The organism is Lysinibacillus sp. OL1, from assembly GCF_004332175.1.
Classification (GTDB): Bacteria; Bacillota; Bacilli; order Bacillales_A; family Planococcaceae; genus Lysinibacillus; species Lysinibacillus capsici.
In genome coordinates this window covers 661175-681307 of sequence record NZ_SJDS01000001.1, presented here as the reverse complement: position 1 = coordinate 681307, position 20133 = coordinate 661175, and the positions used below count along the sequence as shown (strand labels likewise).

26 protein-coding genes are annotated in these 20133 nt (G+C 38.8%); 5 read left to right on the top strand and 21 right to left on the bottom strand.

What is annotated here, in order from left to right; translation table 11 throughout:
- Positions 1 to 56 precede the first annotated feature (56 nt).
- Complete coding sequence (locus tag EW028_RS03420; RefSeq protein ID WP_131519890.1) at positions 57 to 497, bottom strand: GNAT family N-acetyltransferase; 441 nt, start codon at positions 495 to 497, stop codon at positions 57 to 59.
- A gap of 110 nt (positions 498 to 607) precedes the next feature.
- Between EW028_RS03420 and pdxR the strand changes: the two genes are divergently transcribed.
- Positions 608 to 1990, top strand: a complete 1383-nt coding sequence (gene pdxR / locus EW028_RS03415; RefSeq protein ID WP_131519889.1) for a MocR-like pyridoxine biosynthesis transcription factor PdxR — start codon at positions 608 to 610, stop codon at positions 1988 to 1990.
- A gap of 30 nt (positions 1991 to 2020) precedes the next feature.
- Here pdxR and EW028_RS03410 read toward each other — a convergent pair whose 3' ends face one another.
- From EW028_RS03410 to EW028_RS03390, 5 genes are all read right to left on the bottom strand, one after another.
- Positions 2021 to 3244: a GNAT family N-acetyltransferase gene (locus EW028_RS03410; protein ID WP_131519888.1), complete on the bottom strand. Its 1224-nt coding sequence runs from the start codon at positions 3242 to 3244 to the stop codon at positions 2021 to 2023.
- Positions 3241 to 3969: an AAA family ATPase gene (locus EW028_RS03405; RefSeq protein WP_036081249.1), complete on the bottom strand. Its 729-nt coding sequence runs from the start codon at positions 3967 to 3969 to the stop codon at positions 3241 to 3243. Before EW028_RS03405 ends, EW028_RS03410 begins: the two co-directional genes overlap by 4 nt.
- A 450-nt stretch (positions 3970 to 4419) precedes the next feature.
- Positions 4420 to 4977: a hypothetical protein gene (locus tag EW028_RS03400; protein WP_131519887.1), complete on the bottom strand. Its 558-nt coding sequence runs from the start codon at positions 4975 to 4977 to the stop codon at positions 4420 to 4422.
- Between the two features lie 199 nt (positions 4978 to 5176).
- Complete coding sequence (locus EW028_RS03395) at positions 5177 to 5575, bottom strand: hypothetical protein (protein WP_131519886.1); 399 nt, start codon at positions 5573 to 5575, stop codon at positions 5177 to 5179.
- Positions 5572 to 5784, bottom strand: coding sequence for a helix-turn-helix transcriptional regulator (locus EW028_RS03390; RefSeq protein ID WP_039884758.1), 213 nt, complete (start codon positions 5782 to 5784; stop codon positions 5572 to 5574). Before EW028_RS03390 ends, EW028_RS03395 begins: the two co-directional genes overlap by 4 nt.
- A 310-nt stretch (positions 5785 to 6094) precedes the next feature.
- Here EW028_RS03390 and EW028_RS03385 point away from each other — a divergent pair, with 310 nt between their 5' ends.
- Both EW028_RS03385 and fumC read left to right on the top strand, forming a co-directional pair.
- A complete protein-coding gene (locus tag EW028_RS03385) occupies positions 6095 to 6310 on the top strand; it encodes a hypothetical protein (RefSeq protein ID WP_054550939.1) in 216 nt (71 codons plus the stop codon).
- A gap of 278 nt (positions 6311 to 6588) precedes the next feature.
- Complete coding sequence (gene fumC / locus EW028_RS03380; RefSeq protein WP_131519885.1) at positions 6589 to 7980, top strand: class II fumarate hydratase; 1392 nt, start codon at positions 6589 to 6591, stop codon at positions 7978 to 7980.
- 251 nt (positions 7981 to 8231) lie between these two features.
- On the opposite strand, the gene EW028_RS03375 is transcribed toward fumC, so the two are convergent.
- From EW028_RS03375 to EW028_RS03365, 3 genes are all read right to left on the bottom strand, one after another.
- Complete coding sequence (locus tag EW028_RS03375) at positions 8232 to 9215, bottom strand: hypothetical protein (RefSeq protein ID WP_131519884.1); 984 nt, start codon at positions 9213 to 9215, stop codon at positions 8232 to 8234.
- Between the two features lie 46 nt (positions 9216 to 9261).
- Positions 9262 to 9861 (bottom strand): hypothetical protein, encoded by a 600-nt coding sequence (locus tag EW028_RS03370; RefSeq protein ID WP_131519883.1) that lies wholly within the window; start codon positions 9859 to 9861, stop codon positions 9262 to 9264.
- Positions 9862 to 10037: 176 nt separating this feature from the next.
- Positions 10038 to 10595 carry a GNAT family N-acetyltransferase gene (locus tag EW028_RS03365; protein WP_048390456.1) on the bottom strand — a complete coding sequence of 186 codons (558 nt, stop codon included), beginning with the start codon at positions 10593 to 10595 and terminating at the stop codon, positions 10038 to 10040.
- Between the two features lie 163 nt (positions 10596 to 10758).
- On the opposite strand from EW028_RS03365, the gene EW028_RS03360 reads away from it, so the two are divergent.
- Together EW028_RS03360 and EW028_RS03355 are read left to right on the top strand one after the other, a co-directional pair.
- Complete coding sequence (locus tag EW028_RS03360) at positions 10759 to 11313, top strand: sigma-70 family RNA polymerase sigma factor (RefSeq protein WP_054550936.1); 555 nt, start codon at positions 10759 to 10761, stop codon at positions 11311 to 11313.
- Entirely contained in the window at positions 11306 to 12379 is a 1074-nt protein-coding gene (locus EW028_RS03355; RefSeq protein ID WP_054550935.1) for a hypothetical protein, read from the top strand. Before EW028_RS03360 ends, EW028_RS03355 begins: the two co-directional genes overlap by 8 nt.
- Positions 12380 to 12414: 35 nt before the next feature.
- Here EW028_RS03355 and EW028_RS03350 read toward each other — a convergent pair whose 3' ends face one another.
- From EW028_RS03350 to EW028_RS03295, 12 genes are all read right to left on the bottom strand, one after another.
- Positions 12415 to 12837: a hypothetical protein gene (locus EW028_RS03350; RefSeq protein ID WP_131519882.1), complete on the bottom strand. Its 423-nt coding sequence runs from the start codon at positions 12835 to 12837 to the stop codon at positions 12415 to 12417.
- A 637-nt stretch (positions 12838 to 13474) separates the two neighbouring features.
- Complete coding sequence (locus EW028_RS03345) at positions 13475 to 14344, bottom strand: DMT family transporter (RefSeq protein WP_131519881.1); 870 nt, start codon at positions 14342 to 14344, stop codon at positions 13475 to 13477.
- A gap of 25 nt (positions 14345 to 14369) precedes the next feature.
- Positions 14370 to 14915 (bottom strand): GNAT family N-acetyltransferase, encoded by a 546-nt coding sequence (locus tag EW028_RS03340; RefSeq protein ID WP_131519880.1) that lies wholly within the window; start codon positions 14913 to 14915, stop codon positions 14370 to 14372.
- On the bottom strand, positions 14905 to 15438 hold the full coding sequence (locus tag EW028_RS03335; RefSeq protein ID WP_131519879.1) for a cysteine hydrolase family protein: 534 nt from the start codon (positions 15436 to 15438) through the stop codon (positions 14905 to 14907). The genes EW028_RS03340 and EW028_RS03335 overlap by 11 nt, the downstream gene beginning before the upstream one ends.
- Before the next feature lie 171 nt (positions 15439 to 15609).
- The gene (gene mdh / locus EW028_RS03330) at positions 15610 to 16548 is read right to left on the bottom strand and encodes a malate dehydrogenase (protein ID WP_048390446.1); all 939 of its coding nucleotides are present in this window, start codon (positions 16546 to 16548) and stop codon (positions 15610 to 15612) included.
- Positions 16549 to 16619: 71 nt separating this feature from the next.
- Positions 16620 to 16967 (bottom strand): BMC domain-containing protein, encoded by a 348-nt coding sequence (locus EW028_RS03325; RefSeq protein WP_305036169.1) that lies wholly within the window; start codon positions 16965 to 16967, stop codon positions 16620 to 16622.
- A gap of 10 nt (positions 16968 to 16977) precedes the next feature.
- A complete protein-coding gene (locus EW028_RS03320) occupies positions 16978 to 17247 on the bottom strand; it encodes a EutN/CcmL family microcompartment protein (protein WP_016995124.1) in 270 nt (89 codons plus the stop codon).
- A gap of 6 nt (positions 17248 to 17253) precedes the next feature.
- On the bottom strand, positions 17254 to 18096 hold the full coding sequence (pduL, locus tag EW028_RS03315) for a phosphate propanoyltransferase (RefSeq protein ID WP_131519878.1): 843 nt from the start codon (positions 18094 to 18096) through the stop codon (positions 17254 to 17256).
- A 16-nt stretch (positions 18097 to 18112) separates the two neighbouring features.
- Complete coding sequence (locus EW028_RS03310; protein ID WP_048390439.1) at positions 18113 to 18388, bottom strand: BMC domain-containing protein; 276 nt, start codon at positions 18386 to 18388, stop codon at positions 18113 to 18115.
- 18 nt (positions 18389 to 18406) lie between these two features.
- On the bottom strand, positions 18407 to 19177 hold the full coding sequence (gene fabG / locus EW028_RS03305; RefSeq protein WP_131519877.1) for a 3-oxoacyl-ACP reductase FabG: 771 nt from the start codon (positions 19175 to 19177) through the stop codon (positions 18407 to 18409).
- Positions 19178 to 19207: 30 nt separating this feature from the next.
- The gene (locus EW028_RS03300; protein ID WP_112117869.1) at positions 19208 to 19495 is read right to left on the bottom strand and encodes a BMC domain-containing protein; all 288 of its coding nucleotides are present in this window, start codon (positions 19493 to 19495) and stop codon (positions 19208 to 19210) included.
- Positions 19496 to 19510: 15 nt separating this feature from the next.
- Positions 19511 to 20131 carry a hypothetical protein gene (locus EW028_RS03295; RefSeq protein ID WP_115673997.1) on the bottom strand — a complete coding sequence of 207 codons (621 nt, stop codon included), beginning with the start codon at positions 20129 to 20131 and terminating at the stop codon, positions 19511 to 19513.
- Between the last annotated feature and the right edge of the window lie 2 nt (positions 20132 to 20133).

Genomic DNA, 20133 nt, shown 5'->3' with positions numbered 1-20133 from the left:
TAGATTTATAGTGGTATTGAGCGGGTTCTCCACCAACACCCATCACATCGAAAAAATCACCAATAAATACTGTAATAATAAACAGTTTCATCAATCGTCATGTCCATTTTTTCATAGAGCTTCTGTGCTTGGACATTATCTCTGGCAGTTTCTAGCATCATGTAACGCGCATCTTCCTGCTGACAATAGATAAAGCATTGCTCCATCAACGCCTGTGCTACACCTTGTTTTCTGGCTTGTTTCGCCACAAATAAATCATTTAAGAGAAACGCTCGTTTCATAGCTACGGATGAAAAGACTGGAAACAATTGTGCAAATCCAACTGGCTCCTCCTCCAAATATGCCAGGAAAATAATAGACTCTGCGCCCATTACTCGCTCCTGTATAAACTGCTCAGCTTGCTGTAAATCAGATGATTGTCCATAAAATTCACGATAGGCATTAAATAATGGGACTACGTCTCCCATCGTTTGCTGTGTCACCATACAAATTTTCATATTTTAATCTCCATTTCCTTTTGATTGTCCTTCTAGTATGATGGTAGTAAATAATCTGACATTTCAAAAGAAACAGTTCCAAACATTTTAACATGTCAAGGTGGTGCCTTATGGACGATTTTATCTTTCTATTAACAGAAAAAGAGGCAAAATATAAGCAAGTGTACCAGCAAATTAAAGCACTTATTATGCAAGGTTCACTTCAAACAGATGATTCCCTGCCCTCTATACGAAAACTTGCAGAAACTTTACAGGTCAGTCGTAATACTACATTAACCGCTTATGAACAGCTTGTAGCAGAAGGATACATACGTGGGGAGGGACGAAAAGGCTATTTCGTCAATGCACTAGAGCAGGTTTTTCTAAAGGAGCAGGAACAGCCCCCTATGTCACAGCCAAAAAAGAAGGCTGCATCCTATCTTGTAGATTTTCGCGCAGGGGCTGTCGATCAGCAACATTTTCCTATGAAAACATGGCGCCAAATTGCCAATCAAGTATTACAGGAATCAACCTGTTACGAATATGGAGAACTGTTTGGAGAATCAGTGCTAAAGGAGCAGCTTGTGCCGTATTTACTGCAAGCAAGAGGGGTTTATACAACGAGCGACAATATCGTTATTGGTAGTAGCACACAGCAAATGCTCTTGTATCTTGGCTTTTTACTAAAAGAATCTTTCCCAAGCATTCTTTTGGAAGACCCTGGCTATGATGGTGCACGTGAAGCCTTCCAGTTACATCACTTCGAAATAGAGCCACTACCTGTAATGGAAACAGGAGCTCAACTTGACATACTCCAAAACTGTCAATCACGCTTAATGTATGTCACCCCGTCACATCATTTCCCATACGGTGTGTCCATGTCTATTCAGCAGCGACAGACCTTAATACAATGGGCTCAACAAGTCGATGGTTATATTCTAGAGGATGATTATGATGGAGAGTTTCGCTATACGCAACAGCCATTTCCTGCCCTTGCTTCCATCGACTCATCAAGGGTAATCTATCTCGGCACCTTCTCCAAATCGTTTTTACCAGGTGTGCGTTTAAGCTATATGGTGCTACCAAATGCACTTGTTCAGCCCTATAAAGAGCGTTTTGCTCATTTTGAACAAAATGCTTCGTCCCTCCATCAACGCACAATGGCCCAATTTATGGCGCAGGGAGAATGGTCACGCCATATTAAACGAATGCGTTTGACCTATAAACAAAAAATGCAGCACCTTGTACAGGAGCTACAACGACATTTCGGTCAGCAAATATCCGTGTTAGGCGAGCAATCAGGACTATATGTATTAGTGAAGATAAAGTCTCCGCTTTCCGAGCAGCAGCTGATCCAACGAGCGGCGACTTACGGTGTGAAGGTTTATCCGACAAGCCCCTTTTTTATCCATCAAAAAAATGAGGAACCAATGCTGCAATTAGGCTTTAGTAAATTAGCGTTGGAAGAAATCAAGCTGGGCATCGAGCTGTTAAAAGAGGCGTGGCAGCCATAACCTTCAACGTTATGGCTCTTACCATACCACTTAAAAATAATCAATAAATGTTGGGATACCTACTGGTAAAACCGCCTCGAGCAATGCAATTTCCTCTGCACATCCCTGTAATCGTTCAATTCTTTCTAAATAGGTTGGACGTTTGTAGCCTAATAGCATAGTTGCCAGTGTTTGCACTGTTAAATGCACAGCATTCGCGTTCAACGTCTCACTTACCTTCTGAACAGAAAGGTTTCCATCTTTCATTTTGATGATGTAGCTACCATTATTCCACGCCACAGTGCGATCACTGACAGCTAGCTGAAGCTCGAAATTCTGACCGATAAATGGATAGCGCAGTAAAAATTCTTTGACATCAACGATTCTTGCCATGAAATAAGGCGATACCTTTTGAATGATCTCACTGTCCTCCAATAGAAAGGCAACCGCTTCATTTCCAGTTGTCTTCCCGTAGACATTGTAGACCATCGAGCTGTGAGCCGAGACGAAATTCCATAAACCTTTTCGAGCCTCTTCCTGCAAATAGACGATTTCATCGATGTAATAATTTTCCTCCATAATGCGATAGAACATGTAGCCCTGTGCCACATCTTCTTCATCATAGTAGACCGCCGCCTGAAGGTTCACATCACTATCTATAAATTTCTCCTCCCAGAAATCCTCCTGAAATTTCTCGTTCCAGGCAATACTATTGCGCACCATTACCCCATGCGTTTTCTGCGCATAGCGTGCGTAGATAGCCACCACATCCTCATGCTTGGGATCAACACGGCGAATTTTCCCATTAAGCCCAGCATAATGAGGAAGCTGTGTATCCTTCACTTGAAATTCCACAATATCACTCATAATTTCCCATCCCTTTTTGCGGTAATAAGGAATAGAATATGGAAATAAATAGGATATATACTGTCCTTCATTTCGCATACTTTGCAGACTTTCAATGATCAAGCTCTCCATTAAGCCATGCCCTGAATATTCAGGGTATGTCCCAACTGCTGTGATGCCACCCATTTCATAAATCTTGCCATGCACATTCACCTCAAAAGGCAAACTTAAAATTTGCGATACAAGCTGTGAACCATCAAACCACCCGATAGCATGCCCTTCATTAAATTGCCTACTCTTCGCATTCACAAAGCGACGATCCTTGTGAATGGACATTGACATTTGAAAGACATAATTCAGTAAATCAATGGACTGTGCCATTTCATCCAATCGAATTTCTCGCATGATTAAGCCTTTTCGTTGATTCATGATTCCCTCTCCTCATCAAATAACTCTCTTAATATCGACTGTGGTGCATCCAAAAAACGTTTGGTCACGATGTAGTGAATGGTATCCTCATAGCGAATGGATTCAATTTCTCCTTGATCAAAACTATAAATCGTTGCATTCGGATAGCCAAGCAAAATGGGTGAGTGTGTAGCAATAATAAATTGTGCCTCATGCTCAAGGTCCTTCATTATTTTCAGCAAGCTCAGCTGCCTCGTTGGTGACAATGCCGCCTCAGGCTCATCCAATAAATAAATGGCTTTACCCTTAAAACGATTCATAAATAACGCAAGAAAGGATTCACCATGAGATTGATGATGTAGTGATTTCCCACCAAAAGCGTTATATCTCCTTGGATCTTCTATCAAATCAATATGACTGGCAAATTGATAAAATGTTTCTGATCGAAGGAAAAACCCATTCGATATTTTCGGCAGCCACGACAAACGGATATATTCCCCCAATGAAGATTCCGCCTTATGTACTTCATATAAATTTTGACGACCGCCACCAGCCGTATTGAAATCGCAGCGATCAGCAATCGCCTCCAGTAATGTTGATTTCCCCGAACCATTTTCCCCAACAAAGAACGTCACATTCGTTGGGAACTCCAGCTCATGCAAATCCTGCAAGCTTGGAATATTAAAAGGATACTCCTGTTTATTTGGAATTGTATCCTGTAACACCTTACATGATTTTAAATACATTTCATTTCCTCCTCACTCTTATTATAGCGAACATCCCCCTAGCTGAAACGTATTCCACCCACCTGTTTGATTGAAATGTTACCTTTTTATGTATCCACCCGAGCCTGCCAAACATAAATAGCCTAAAACAGCTGACGAAGTCCCTACCATTTTCACAAATCGCTATGAGATATTTCCCGAGAAATAAATAAAAAACATGTCGAAAGTTGCAATTTCCACCTGTAATATCATGTCATATTTTTGATTTTTTTATAAAACAAGTGGACATTGACCTCCTCACTAACTGATTAAGTGAATGATTTCCCTGCAACAGGCAGTAGTGTTTTCCATTGCAATTTTATTTCGCAGTGGTTTGCTAAATTATTGTCTCTAATAAGCACGTAGCCTCTCATCCGATGATCACCTTGGAGCCCTTTCTGAGCGATTCCATCCACTTTTGGATTACTTTCATTACCTAAATTGATCCGATTCGAAAAAAGCTTCAATACCTATTTCTTTTAATAAGAATTTCCGATGACTTCTTTTATCTACCAAATGTTGTTTAGGTATTAAAATTTCTTCTCTTAATCGCTGAAACAAATTCGGGTTATGCTCTGGAAACCATTCCTCATATCTGATCCCTTGATTTAATTCTATTTTTATTAAAAATAAAATAATATCTTCATACATATAGGGGAATTCTTTCTCTATCTGCTCATGATGTGCTAACAGTGCATAAAGATAATCTTTAAAACGATAAAATCGCTTCTGGTCTAATGGATTGGAGCTCCATTTTTTATTTTCCTCCCACTCTTGTATGGGCTGAAATATCTGAAGAGAACCCGTTTCCCAAGTACCCAGCATACAAGTAAATGCAGCTATAGCGTATTTTCTCGTTTCATCATCTGGATCTCCAAAATATTTATAGTATTCCTCCCGATACTTACTAAAATTTCCGCTAGTATGATAACCTCCAATAGCAAAACCCTCCAGCCCTCGTTTCGCTTGTTCGATGATATTATTCGTCATTCTTCTTTCTCGCCCCTTTTTCTAAATTTTTTTGTCATGGTAGTCTAATAACAATAAACTGTCATAAAATTCCATAGTTATTTTAACATAAATATCCAAAAAAAAATCAACTCACCTCTTAATCTATCTATCGAGGTAAGTTGATCTAAAATTAAATTTCATCAAAATAAATCAGCCTTCTTTACAAAGATCAATTTATTTAACTATATTTTTTAGAAACCACAAACTCAGTAATTGGCATAGTAATCCAAGCAAGTCCTATGACAATAACAAGTGGAATATTCTTAATATCATTTAAAGCGGTTACTCTTTCTGAGATCACTAAAACAATAACCATAAATAACAGTAAAAGATAGTAACTAATTTTTGAACTAATAAGTGTGATATGTTTTTCTAACTCATCTTTTTTTCCTTCATTTACTCCGTTCATTTCTCCCCAAGTAATGGACTGAAATAAAAGACCTATTCCTAAGAATACAAAGAAAATTGTCGCTGCATCAATCATTTCTTTCGTTATCCATTCATATACACCATAACTACCAATAGAAACAATAATAACTAAAGAACCGATTAAACTTACCTTTTTTGTAATCGTCACTTTTTCTCATTCCTTCCATATGTAAAAATAAATAATTCTTCTATAGGAGCACTTAAAATATAGGACAAAGTAAAAGCCAATTCCAAACTTGGATCATATTTATTATTTTCAATGGCATTAATGGTCTGCCTTGTCACATTGCATAACTCCGCTAATTTACCTTGTGAGAGGCTATTTTTTTCACGATATACTCTTATTTTATTTTCCATTTCTAACACCACTCCGCTCCTGGCTTGTAAAAGATCTTTTACACCATAATATTAATGTAAGACAAATAAGGTGTCAAACATGTTTTACACCCAATTATTTTATTAGCTCTTATCACATAGTTTTATCTATTTTCTATGTAGTGAACCAAAATACTTTATTTTTAAAAAACTGTACAGACCCCTTTCAATTTTTAATTATCTTAAGCATCTATTCGTAGTTCTTCATTCTTTGATCACCATCTCCAAAGTTCTAACTATTATCCCACGCTCATAAATTGAGTAACAATCAAAAGTCAGAAGGAGAATCGCGATGTTTGTGACGCATTACTACGAAAACAAGACGTCCGTTTTAAGTCAATTGCTTGTCAAGCTACCTACTGTGGAAGAAGATATTCGCATTAAAGGGCGCAAGGCAAAGGTGTTGGAGGTACTTCAAGTTGATGACAACAATTTTCATGTGAAGATATTATTCGAAAAAATCCCTAAAAAGCAGCCTCTTAAAGACCTTGGAAAGAAAAAGAGATAATCAACTTAAACATGGTTTATTCCCTTAATTTTCGGGAATAAAATAGGTAATAATTGCGAATCATTCACTTTAAATTTCTTCAAGCAAAACCGTTGACTTTTTAATTGATAACAATTATCATTATCAATAGATTATTTCTTTCTCCAAATTGCTTCATTCAGAATCCCCCTCTTTTTTGAATAAGCATGTATCAAACGGATATTCTTACATCAGACTAAGAGTATCCGTTTTTATCTGTACATGAGGAGAACTTTACATACTAAAGGAGCTGTTTTGACATGGATTATCGTATTGAAAAAGACACTATGGGTGAAATTAAAGTACCTGCTAATAAAATTTGGGGCGCGCAAACACAGCGCAGTAAAGAAAATTTCCAAATTGGTACAGAACAAATGCCAATTGAGCTTGTGCAAGCTATGACAATCCTAAAGAAAAGTGCGGCGATTGCGAATAATAAACTAGGCAAACTTTCTGATATTAAAGCAAATGCCATCGTGCAGGCTGCAGATGAAATTTTAAATGGTCAATGGGACGATCAATTTCCTCTTGTGGTTTGGCAAACTGGTAGTGGTACACAATCCAATATGAATGTGAATGAAGTCATTGCTCACCGTGCGAATCAACTATTAGAGGATGCTGGTAAAGCTGACCGTATTCATCCAAATGATGATGTCAATAAATCACAAAGCTCAAATGATACATTCCCAACAGCATTGCATATTGCGGCTGTTTTAAAAGTGGAAGATTATTTATTACCAAGACTACGTTTACTAAAAGCAACCTTGGAAGATAAAGCAGCTCAATTTAAGGACATTATTAAAATTGGTCGTACGCATTTACAGGACGCGACACCTCTCACATTAGGTCAAGAAATTAGCGGTTGGGCAGCCATGCTCTCAAAATCAGAGCATATGATTATCCAAAATATTGACTATATGAAGGAGCTTGCAATTGGTGGTACAGCAGTCGGTACAGGAATCAATGCTCACCCTGAATTTGGTGATCGTGTGGCTGAGGAAATTAGTGAGCTAACAGGCAAACAATTTACATCAGCTGCAAATAAATTCCATGCCCTAACGAGTCATGATGAAGCAGTTGTAGCACACGGTGCATTAAAGGCTTTAGCAGCTGATTTAATGAAAATTGCCAATGACGTTCGCTGGCTAGCAAGTGGCCCTCGTTCAGGTATTGGGGAAATTACGATCCCAGAAAACGAACCAGGCTCTTCCATTATGCCAGGTAAAGTAAACCCTACCCAAAGTGAAGCAATGACAATGGTTGTCACGCAAGTAGTTGGAAATGACGCAACGATTGCCTTCGCCGCTTCTCAAGGTAACTTTGAATTAAACGTCTTTAAACCAGTCATCATTTACAACTTCTTGCAATCAACTCGCCTATTAGCAGATACAATGAAATCATTTAACGACCATTGTGCAGTAGGCATTGAGCCAAACAAAGAGGTACTCGATCATAATTTACAAAATTCATTAATGCTTGTAACAGCATTAAACCCATATATTGGCTATGAAAACGCAGCAAAAATCGCAAAACAGGCCCACAAAGAAGGCACGACCTTAAAGGCAGCAGCCATCGCAAGTGGCTTACTTACAGAAGAACAGTTCGATGAATATGTAGACCCAGCAACAATGATTTATCCGAACGTAAAATAATGAAAGCGACCATAAAAAGATTGAGGCTAATGGGCTTCAATCTTTTTTTGTTTATGAGAAATATCTTTAGCATGGATGGAAGCAAAATTAAAAGACATGAATCTCGATAGAATATCGAATCCATGCCAAACAGCTTCCAAATGAAAATAATTGTATCTATCCTATGCAGTCACTTCATCGGAGAGTGGTTTATTCTGCCTCCTATGTAATCCATACTCCATTACAGATGCTTATAACTAGTTAAAATTCTCTCAGCTTATTTTATCCAGCTTTACATTAAACGACAATTCATCGTCAATTAGATTAAACGTATCAGCTTTATCTTGTTTAGATAATTTAGAGATATAATGATAGTAGTTTGGTAATATTTCAAAATCATAATTTAAATAATCTCGTATTAATTGGTCATCTTGAAATTTTGAAACATCCCCGTCTAACAAATCATGTTTTATTAACTCTTTAGTGTTGTTCGTAAAATCAGATACTACGTATGAAAGAATATTGTTCTCATATCGTAAGTTTTCAGAAACACCTGAATAATTTAATAAAGATAGTAATGTCGCATTATTAAAATTCTGTTGGTTAATTAAAGATGAAACCTCCATTAAGTAAATCGATTCAAGGTGGTCATGATAAGGACTTTCAATATCTACTCCATTATACATTGCTTGTTTCTCAAAGGGTCTAATTCTCCCAGTTTTTAATAGTAATAAGTGATTGTGATTGCTTAGATAGATGTTTTTGGAAGTATCTAATCTAAGTAAATTATCTCCGTTTGGAAGGTAAGGATTTAATCGTTTTATCTCTCCTGTTGAAGTGTTTATCAAAAAAATACATTGATAAAAAGGACGTCCATAGTTAATTTCTCTTTTCGTAATAAAATACAACAAATATTGAGGATTAAGGTAAATTAACTTTGAATAATAGCTTTCATCCTTAATTTCTTCAGAAGAAAAATAATTATTTAAATTTAATGTGATAGCATGTATTTGATTAAATGTTTCAAGATTAATTCTATAAAAGTTTATGTTATTTTTTTCTTTTAGACTAAAACAAAATTCATTATTCATAATATCCAAAGCAAACTCGTCATAGCGGGTGTCTAATCGTTGTATATTTTTGATCGTGCCGTTTTTTAAATTAATCTCACAATGCGCAATACTAGCATGTTCTAATAAAATAGCCTCAAACTCTTCTTTAATTTCATTTGTAGGAATTAGTTGTTTATTATTCAAAAATATCCCCCTTCAATATAGCTAATAAATATTTCACTTTGAGCTTTTACTCCTTTCTGGCCTCTGTATAAAGAAGTTTTTCGAGTTCGTCCACCTTGCTCCCGTCTAATTGGTGTGTGAGCCCATATGTTTCACCCTTGCCATCGTTATTGATGATTACGTTGAGATCGTGAAGTAATTCAGTGAAATACGTAAAACACTTAGTTAATTCTTCATAGGACTCAGCTGTATCAAGACCTTGCTGTTTCTCAACCGATATTACATAATCCAGATGTCCCATCAAAATCTGCAGTACATTTAAATTTTCAAAATCCTTTTGAAGGTCTTCCCCTTGAACCCTAAAATATATCATTTCCTTCGTGAGACGATCTGCCCTTAGATAATATTCGTCTACGTCTGTTGTTTTGTTAATATCTTGGGCATGATAGGCAATCCAAGCTTCCAACGTTGGTTCAATCTCATAGTTATTGAAGCCTTCAGGGGTTGATACATCATTCCAGATTTTCGAAGGGTTTACTGCTGCTACGTGTTTGATTGTTGTTTCTTCTGTTTTTACCTGTTCCCCTTTCGTTTCTCCTTCCTCGGTACAACCTATTAACAATCCACTTATCAATAGTCCTGTCAATACAACATTTACGAGCTTCATCTCTCTCACTCCTCTTTAGAAGGTTAGCCATTTATTATAATAATACCTTACACTAGTTAATTTTTATAATATTTTCCATTTAAAAGTTACGTTTAACATGGCTGATTCTCTATGTATCTCGCAGTAATAGCAAAATTAAAAGCCACCCTCATGATGAGAGCGACTTTCCTAACCTCCTAATATTCACTTTTCAATAGGGAAAAGATAGCGAGATCCACATACTTCCCTTTTTCAAATTCATGTTGCCTCAAAAGACCTTCTTGAGAAAAGTTTAATTTTTCCAATAGTTTGATAGATGCTGTGTTTTCTGGCTCTATTTTTGCTTCGATTTTATTGATTCCCATGGATGTAAAGGCAAAGTGGATGATCGAACTTAAAGCCTCTTGCATCACACCCTTCCCCCAATAGTCAGGGTTTAAATCATAGCCAATTTCTATACGATTATGCTCTTTTTCATAATTCAAATAGCCACATGTGCCAATCACCTTGTTGGTCTGAATTTCCTCGATTACCCATCTTAAGCCTTTTTGTTCTTTAAAAATTTTCTCATACCAATTGATTTCATCAATAGCATCTTCAACTGAAGCAAACAATGGTAATGGCAGGTACTTCACTACATTTTCATTAGAATAAAGTCTCAAAATATCTTGGCCATCATCCATTATCCCTTTTCGTAAAATAAAACGTTCTGTTTCCAATTGAGGAAAAACCGTAAATTCGAATTGTGTATGCATACTACTCCCCTTTTTCACCATTTATTAGCATTTTACTATTGAATAATAACACAAAAATCTCTCATACTCTCTTTTACTGCTATTACAAATCACTCGTTATTATAGTAAATTGATTACAACCAAATGGCACCAACTCCGTCTAATAATTGAAAGGGTGTGGAAGATGCTTGAACATGTGAGAACATCAATAGAAGTTAGCGGTGAATGTAGTAAGGAGGAGAGGCTTGAATGGTTGATGAAGGCATACGGAGATGACATAGCACGTCTTGCCTTTACGTATATGAAGCACAAGCAGCTTTCGGAAGATATTGCGCAAGAAGTGTTTATAAAGTGCTATGAGCATTTAGATAATTTCAGGAATGAATCTTCCTATAAAACATGGTTATATCGAATTACTGTCAATCTATGTAAAGATAAATTAAAAAGCTGGTCTTATAGAAATATTGTTCTGACAGAATTTTTCTCAAAAATTAAGAGTACTAGTCAATCCCCTGAGTTGGAATTAGTCGGACAGGAGGATAAACGATTACTTTCTGAAAAAATCCTTGCTCTACCAATAAGATACCGAGAACTCATTATTTTCTATTATTATGAAGAGCTGTCCTATAACCAAATAGCTGATTTGTTAGATTTGCGTTTACAAACCATTAAGTCTCGACTTCATAGGGCTCGACTTATGCTCAAAAAATCAATGGAAGGGTGCAAGATAAATGAATGATATGTTTAAAAATATAGGCAAGGCATTGGATGACACGGCATTCCAGGACATTCATTTTAATGAGAAACATAAAGAAAAAGTAAGGCAGAGGCTTCGAAAAGATTACAAGAAACAGCCCCAATTCCAATCCATTTTCAATCATTTGTTACCTATAGCAGTCATTGGTTTTTTTCTTATAGGAGCTAGCTATTTTATGGTCACGGAGCTGACAGTACAACCAGTTGATAAGGGAGACCGTTCACAAGAACCTATAATGGAAACTACTCTTTATCATCCCCCGATCCAAGAAGAATTTTACGGGGATATGACGAAAGAGGATGTCGTGAGTAAATTATTAAATTCGATTGATTATTTTCACTCAGCAGCTGGAAAATTTGAAGAACATAAAATTTCTCAAGACGGTTCCACTAGAACATTGGGTGTTACTTATAAAGTAAGTACCAAAAAAGAAGTTGGAGGCTATGAAAAAATAATCGCTTTAGATGATAACACGACGGGAATCAAGAACGATACACAGGAGTACTTTTATAACAACAGAAAGAGCTGGTTAAAATATACAGCACTTTATGGACAAAAAGTTTATACAGTTAGTGAAACGAAACAGAAATCAAAACGAGACGTAGTTACTCCTGAGCAAGCTTTTAGTATTGACTTGAAATATCCGCCTATTTCATATAATAAATTGAGAGAAAGACCTTCATTTGGAAGTTCAAGTATGTCGTTATTCGCTTATGAGAAAGCTGCTAGTTATTTAAGAAATATGGAGCATTGGGAGATTGAAAAACAAAATGAAGCGTTGTTAGGTCATAATACAATCGTATTAGCTGGGAAAATGGATGAAACGGTGACAAATAGTGAAAATTTAAAAGGCACGACAGAAGCGTTTCGTTTTTGGGTGGATAAAGATACTGGGATTCTCGTTAAAAGTGAAACATATGACCAAAATGGTGAGCTGACAAGCTATGTTCATCCAGAAAGGCTTGAAGTGAATGTATCTATTGACCCACAAGAATTTATTCCAGACTTAGAGGGCTATCAGCTTCCTAGCAAACAGAAAAAAGATTGAGGCTTATTGCTTCAATCTTTTACTTTATGAAGATTTTAATTTCTCAACATCAGCAAACATTTCTCAACTATTTCTACCTCATCTACTGACAGTTGGTCTAACAGAAGTGCCAGTTTTTTCTCATGTTCCTCTCCTTCTTCTCCTATCCAGCAAATGTAGATTTCGCAATAATCTCCTTTGGGAAGGAATTTTTTTAGAAAGTCACATACATGGTGAAAAGTTCTTTTGGCTTTTTCATAGTTATGGGGGGAATACACTTTATTTTCGTTATGCATTTGCCAAATGGGCTCTCCCTTTGTTTCGATTTCATATACATAGGGTGTTGTAAAATGCTTTGCCTGTACAATTTGGCGATTCTCTTTTACCGAGAAAAAATAATTTATGTCAACTTCATTTTCTGTATAGTCATCCTGTATTTCAACTGGAAAATTGAAGCCTATATAGGTTGCCATACTCATATTTTGCTCCTCCTATTAAAAAAACCCTGTAAATGTACAGGGTGTCAGCAACGTAGCTGTTGATCGTGTAAATAGACACGCTTTGGAGTTCGTGCTTCTACGAATTTTTCTTGCACCACCAATTCCTGGACCACGCTTTGAAGAAATTGCTTGAAGGAAAAAGGCTTCAAACGACGGGTTGTCCGCTTCCTTTTGTGAGGCTTGCTACCGAAGTTGGTCTACCGTGATGGCTGTTGCTTTGATGGTTTGGTGTTGCGGCGGTGTTTTTGGTTCAATATAGAGCGTTGTGTAATACGCATCCGCAATGACAATCACGTAAATAATGAATAGTAATCGTTTTGTTCAATGGTTCAAAAAAATCATTTCTCCCTTTTTTTATAGCTAACAATGAAAACTTATCTACTTATCATACGAGCATTCGATCAAAAGGTTTCAAAAATATTTAAAGGGAGACAAATTTCTGTCTCCCTTACGCCTCTAGGCTTCTGCCACCATCATTTTCCCAGCGATCAATGTCCCAGTGATCCTCATCTTTTTCTCTCAAAATACCCATCGCATTCAATGGAACGAATGACATTTTGCCCCTCACCCTTTTCAAGCGTTCTTCTCTAGTTTATGAAGGGAAGAGGGTTTTCGTTCATCGTAAAATAGGCTTAATTTTAAAGCCTAAGGCAATCGCAGCCCCGATGCAGCTAAAAAGACAGCCTAAGATTAAATAAATACTGAGTGTTGATTCCCCAATGACAACAGAAGCAATACCGCCAATCACGGGGAATAACGCCACCATATAGCCACTTTTTGCCCCACCAATTCGTTCGACTAGTTTTAAGTAAAATAACCATGCGAGAAAAGATGCGATAATCGTTAAATACAATAGAGCCGATAAGTAGGTAAAGGATTTGGGTATCACGACTGTTTGTCCCTGTAGCCAAACAATGGCACACATGACTGCACTGCCCACTGCAAAACCAATGGCATTCGCATAAATGGGGTTTATTTGATGCTTGGCATTTCTGGCAGAGCTTGCATCCCCGATGGCTGTCAGGACAGTCCCTACAAAGGCAATCAAAACTCCTTTTAACTCCATATTATGTAAAGATGGATAAATCAGCACCCCCACGCCGCTGACACCTAAAATGCCGCCAATTAAAACACGACGATGCAATGGCTCCTTGAGAAATATCCGTAGAGCGATGGGTGTTAAAATGACTTTTAATGAAAAAATTAATGTGACAATAGCAGCCGAGCTCCATATCGTCGCATAATACAGCGCTAAATAGCTGAATGCAAAATTACAAACGCCAAAAACGATGATAAAAGGTACATCATGCTTTTGAGGTTTACCCTGTGGTTTCATGAACCAAGCAAGGATGAAAAATAAAAAGGCTGTCATCACTAAACGATAGGTTAAAGATAATTCTAAACTGACTGGCGTTCCTTGAATTTTGACTGCAATAAAATTAAGACCCCAGACAATTAAACAAAAGATATACATAAAATTTGTCATGCTGTTTTAAATTCCTTCTACGTTGCTATTCCTGCCATCTTCCCATAATGATCGTATGATAGAACATACCATCTGCAAGGCATTTATCATTTTTCACAATGCCTTCCACTAAAAAGCCCATTTTTTTATAGAGCTGTATCGCTTTCTCATTGGTTTCTAACACTTCTAGTGCTATTTTCCGTACACCATTGGCATCTGCCCAATCAATGGATTGTTGCAGCAAGGCTTTTCCTATGCCATAGCCCCAAAACGCTTTACTGACACCAACGCCAAATGTGACTTTATGGGCAAGCCTTTTGAGTGAAGAGCCCTCACATCTTGAGAACCCAACGATTCGATCACCGACAACCGCTACTAAACACAGATTTTTGGGGCTTTCGATGTCTTTTTGAATAAGCTGCTCAAAGCCTGCTCGATCAATCACTGCCTCGCCTTGTTCACGATCGAAGTTTTCCGTTTCACCGTCTAATTGCAAGCGCAAATCCGATAAGGCTTGGGCATCTTCGCATCGGGCACAGCGAATTGTATAGGATAGCTCTTTTATCTGAAGCTCTTTCTGGTCAATCAGCATGTTGAAGCCCCCCAATAGACTGAATTCGCACAAAACGATTATGCCAAATGGATTCATGATGTTGAATAATTTGCGGTGCTGCCAGTACATTACTATCTAAGGTGCTATGGGCATCTTCTATTAAAATATTATGCTGGTAGCCATGACTAAAAGCACTGCGGATTGTTGTATCAAGACAAAACTCTGTTTGAGCGCCAGCGAAAATCAATTGGTCGATGTGCTGCGCTTGTAAATAAGCCGCTAGCTCCGTCTGATAAAAAGCGTCCCATGTTGTTTTTTGAATCACTTGATCTTCCGCTTCTCTTTGTAGTCCATGATACAGTTCCCACCCAGGCTGACCTATTGCAAAATCCACATCATCTGCGTCTGTATGCTGAATAAAAATAACGGGTACTTCGTTGCGCCGTGCCCATGTAATGGAGGCATTAATATTTTTGATAATAGCTTCACTGTTCCAAAGATTTTGCTGGCCATCTAGAAAGAAAGCCTCCTGTATATCGATAATGATGAGTGCTTGTTTCATCGTATCCTCCTTTGTGCATCAGTAGTAACTTTTTTAATTGTACAGAAAACGATCTTCCATTAAAAGAAAATTTTGCACAACAAAAAGCACCTTTACAACATCGTAAGGTGCCTCAACTATGTACAGTACCATCTAATACATGCCACTATTAGATGGTGTCATGCGCTTGCATCATTTGATATAGGCTAATGTTTGATAAACTTGGTGAACCGAATGATTAAATGCTTGCTGTTCCTCTTCGTTTAAATGCAATTCAATTACACTTTCAATACCAGCTCCCCCTAAAACAACAGGGACACCAATGCAGGCATTGTCTACTTGATATTCGCCCTGTAAATACGTAATGATGGGCATTACTTTCCGTTGATCCTTCACAATCGCTTCAATCATTTGGACAATGGCGGCAGCTGGGGCATAGTAAGCACTGCCATTGCCAAGTAGGGCGACAATTTCGCCTCCACCTTTTCGCGTTCGCTCCACTAATTGCTCAATCTGTGCTTGTGGCATTAATTTTTCTAATGGTATTCCTCCGACATACGTATAGCGAACGAGTGGCACCATTTCATCGCCATGTCCACCCAAAACGAAGCTCGATATATCCTCGACAGCAAGCTGAAGAGCCTGTGCGATAAAGGTATTAAAGCGCGCTGTATCTAAAACACCTGATTGTCCCATGACACGATTTTTGGGAAAACCCGTTGTTTCCAGACAAACATAGGTCATGGCATCGACAGGGTTACTTAAGACGATAATATAGCTAGTTGGCGCATAACGTTTGATTTGTTCGCTTACCGTGCGGATGATTGCCGCATTTGTATGAATTAAATCCTGCCGTGTCATGCCAGGCTTTCTTGCAATACCTGCCGTGATAACCACAATATCAGCATGAGCTATTTCCTGATACTTTGAAGTAGCCGTCACCTGTACGTTAAATCTTTCTATTGGTCCAGCTTGGAGAATATCTAATGCCTTCCCTTTCGCAGCATTTTCGAAGTCTGGTAAATCGATAAGCACAATATCCCCGATCTGTTTCTGTGCGACCATTAACGCTACGGTTGCACCTGTATGTCCAGCGCCAATGATGGCGATTTTGGGTCGCCTAAAGCTCATCTGCCTCCCCCTCCTAACGACATAGATTCATTACTAAAGATCCATCGACTATTTATCTGCCTGCTCATCCTCTACAAGTTTTGTTTGTTGAGGCTTCTGGCGAGTGCTTGTTTTTTTGCTGCTGCCTCCGTCGCTTTTATCGGCTGTGTTTCATCAATAATCGCTGTGAATACTTCATTGGCTGCTCGTGGAATTACATGTGCGCTTAGTAGCTTGCTCGTTCGCGTTGCTGCCGCTTTACCAGCATCAACCGCAGCCTGTACTGCACCAACATCTCCCTCGACAATAATGGTTACGATACCACCGTCTACTAGCTCCTGTTTCACTAATTGGACATTGGCTGCCTTTAGCATGGCGTCTGCAGCTTCAATGGAGCCAATCAAGCCATACGTTTCGATCATTCCTATCGCTTCTGTCACTGTGCTCACCTCACGATTCATCTGTGCCATCTATAATGCCCACAACAATGGCATCAATTGGACAAATACTGGACGTAGAAAAACTTCGTACAGCAGCACTGCCCATTGTTAAAATGACGTTATCTCCAACACCTGCACCTATACGATCTGCCGCAACAATTTGTTCATCACTCAGTTGACCATCCAGCTTTATTGGCTGGATAATGAGTAATTTCAATCCCTGTAGCCCTTCCTCTTTACGTGTTGCCCAGATATTTCCGACTACTGTTCCTATCCGCATGCATCCTCATCCTTTTTCGTGAAACTGAAGTTCAATTTCTAATTTTTCCACGGCCTCCTTCGCCAGTGCCGTCAACCTTGCCTCTTTGGGGACTATCACTGTTTCACCTTGATAACGGCTTACATCATTTGCCGTTATAATCTTGTGGTTAATTTCAATTGGAGGACTGACGAAGTTATTGTAAGGCTCTCCTGCCATCTTGCCTGTTATAATTGTACCCGTTTCACCCTGTTGGATGAAGCCTGCGTTTGCTTCATCTGTATCAATATGCATTTCTAAATGATAGTGATCAGCCACACGAATTTTCACTTGCTCAAAGGTAATGGGACGTCGCCCTTGCACCTTAACGGAGACGTATTGACCGTTCTGAACCCCTAACTGCTGTGCATCAGCAGGTGCCATATGAATATGTGCTTGTGCGATAATGACCCCTTCTTGTAAAATCAAACTTCCTCTAGGTCCTACCAGTATACAGCTAGCTGAGCCAGCAATTTCTCCCGATTCACGCAAAGGTGGTTGAATTCCTAGGGAAATGGCATCTGTATGACTAATTTCAATTTGTGTGAAGGTGCGAGCTGGACCTAATACACGTACATTTTGGATGCTTCCTTTTGGTCCCACCACCTGTAGCGTTTCATGTGCTGCAAACTGACCGGGTTGAGCTAACATTTTTTTTACACTCAGCGTAGCACCTTTGCCAAATAGCTGCTCGACATGCTCTTGTTGTAAATGAATATGCCTTGCTGAGATACCTATAGGAATTTCATTGGGTGTAGGAGCTGCTTCTTTTTTAGGTAGTAATTCGGCTATGACATCATTAACAATTTTTATTATTGCTTGTTCATTCATATAGCCACCTCACTCATTATTGCATTTTTAAAATCGCTTCCAATTCTGCATGTGGTCGCGGAATCACATGTACAGATAATAGCTCTCCAACACGTTGTGCAGCTGCTGCTCCTGCATCTGTTGCGGCTTTCACAGCCCCTACATCCCCACGAACAAGCACCGTGACAATACCGCCACCCACATGGACTTTACCAACAATATTCACGTTGGCAGCCTTGACCATTGCATCAGCTGCTTCAATAGAGCCCACTAAGCCCTTTGTTTCAATCATTCCTAATGCGCCTAAATTCATTTCGTATCCCTCCTTCTATTAAAATGCCTCTGCATCTTCAGGTAATGTTTGGCCACCATCAATAATGATCGATTGACCCGTAATAAAGCCTGCCTCCTTACTACTAAGGAACAATGCAGCATACGCTATATCCTCCACACGACCAAGGCTACCAAATGGAATAGCCTTCGCCATCTTCTGTAGATAGGTGTCACCAAGACCATCTAAGCCTTCTGTTGCGATATTTCCTGGTAACACGGCATTGACCGTAATATGATAGGGTGCTAATTCAAGAGCCGCAGTCCGCATAAACCCTAATTGAGCTGCCTTACTTGCGGCATAATGTGTCCATCCAGCATAGCCAGTCACTGGACCCGTTATCGACGAGGTAATAATGACCCTGCCAGCATTCGCTTTCTTTAAATGGGGCACGCAAGCTTTGACAGCAAACATCGTTCCTCTGGCATTGACATTTAATACCTGATCCCAATGGTCCGTCGTCATGTCCTCTAGTTTCATCGAGGGAAAAATACCAGCATTGGCACATAAAATATCGATGGAACCAAAAGAGTTAGCAACCTCCGTAGCCATGCTTTCAACAGATTTATAGTTTTCAACATCAACAGTGGCAGCAGAAGCGGAGAATCCTTGCGCTTGTAATTGATTTGCTACATCTGTGGCAGCTTCCATACCTCTTGCTGCAATCACCACATGAGCACCCTGTTCAGCAAATACGGTAGCAATCCCCTTCCCAATTCCTTTACTACCACCAGTAACTATTACAACCTTCCCTGTTAAATCGACCTTCAACTCGTTCCTCCACCTTTCCTTTTATTCATTTTAAGTACTTGGCTTTTTCGCAATTTCTGTTACTAATCCATTCACCGCGATATCTGGCCTTAAAATAGTTGAAGAGGCAATCCATTGGTTGGCTGCTTTAGCTAGTTGTGTACCAATGGCTATCGCTTCCTGAATGGCCGCTGTGTCCCCTTCAATGGCAATGGTTACTAGAGCCAAATCGATGGTTTCTTGTCGAAGTATTCGAATATCCGCTGCTTTAAGCATAGCATCTGCGATTCGTATTGAAATCGCAAGTCCTCTTGTCTCCACAATACCAATCGATTTCATGTAACAACACTCCTGCTAATATCTTTGTATCGTCATCCCTTTTTCCTGAATCATTTCTTGTGCTAGTGCTGTAAGTTTTGTGTGGGCAGGTAGTGTCAGCCGTTGCCCCTTGTACGATTGAAGCATCTCTGCTGTCAAATAGTTTGCCACTATAGTCGAACGAGCCGGTTCCTCTTGCTGCTTTAAAAATCGAATAAGCTGTGCAAATAACTGAATGTCACAGCCAAACTCCTTTAAGCGCTCTATATGATGCAGCAACATTTTCATGTAAGGATTCGGTTCCTTTGCTGTGACAACAGCAGATAATTTTTCATTTGGAATTAAAATTGCTGTTTGATTGCTAACCAGCAACTCAGACAGGTACAAGGCTGCCGGTGTAGTAGGCAAGCCTTGGGCACTGCTGACGATAAATGCTTGATCCACTTCGAGAAAAACAATAGCATCGTAGAATAGCTGAGTGGGACTTGTGGTTTCATTTGCCTGCCACTCCTCAACATGGCAATAGCTTTGTAATACGTCCACCTGTTTCTTAGAAATGGTCGTATGAGAATGGACAAGCAAAAGTCTTTTATGCTTTTTATCCATCATTGATATGACTACTTCTTCGATGATTCTCTGTAATTCTTTTATATCCATAC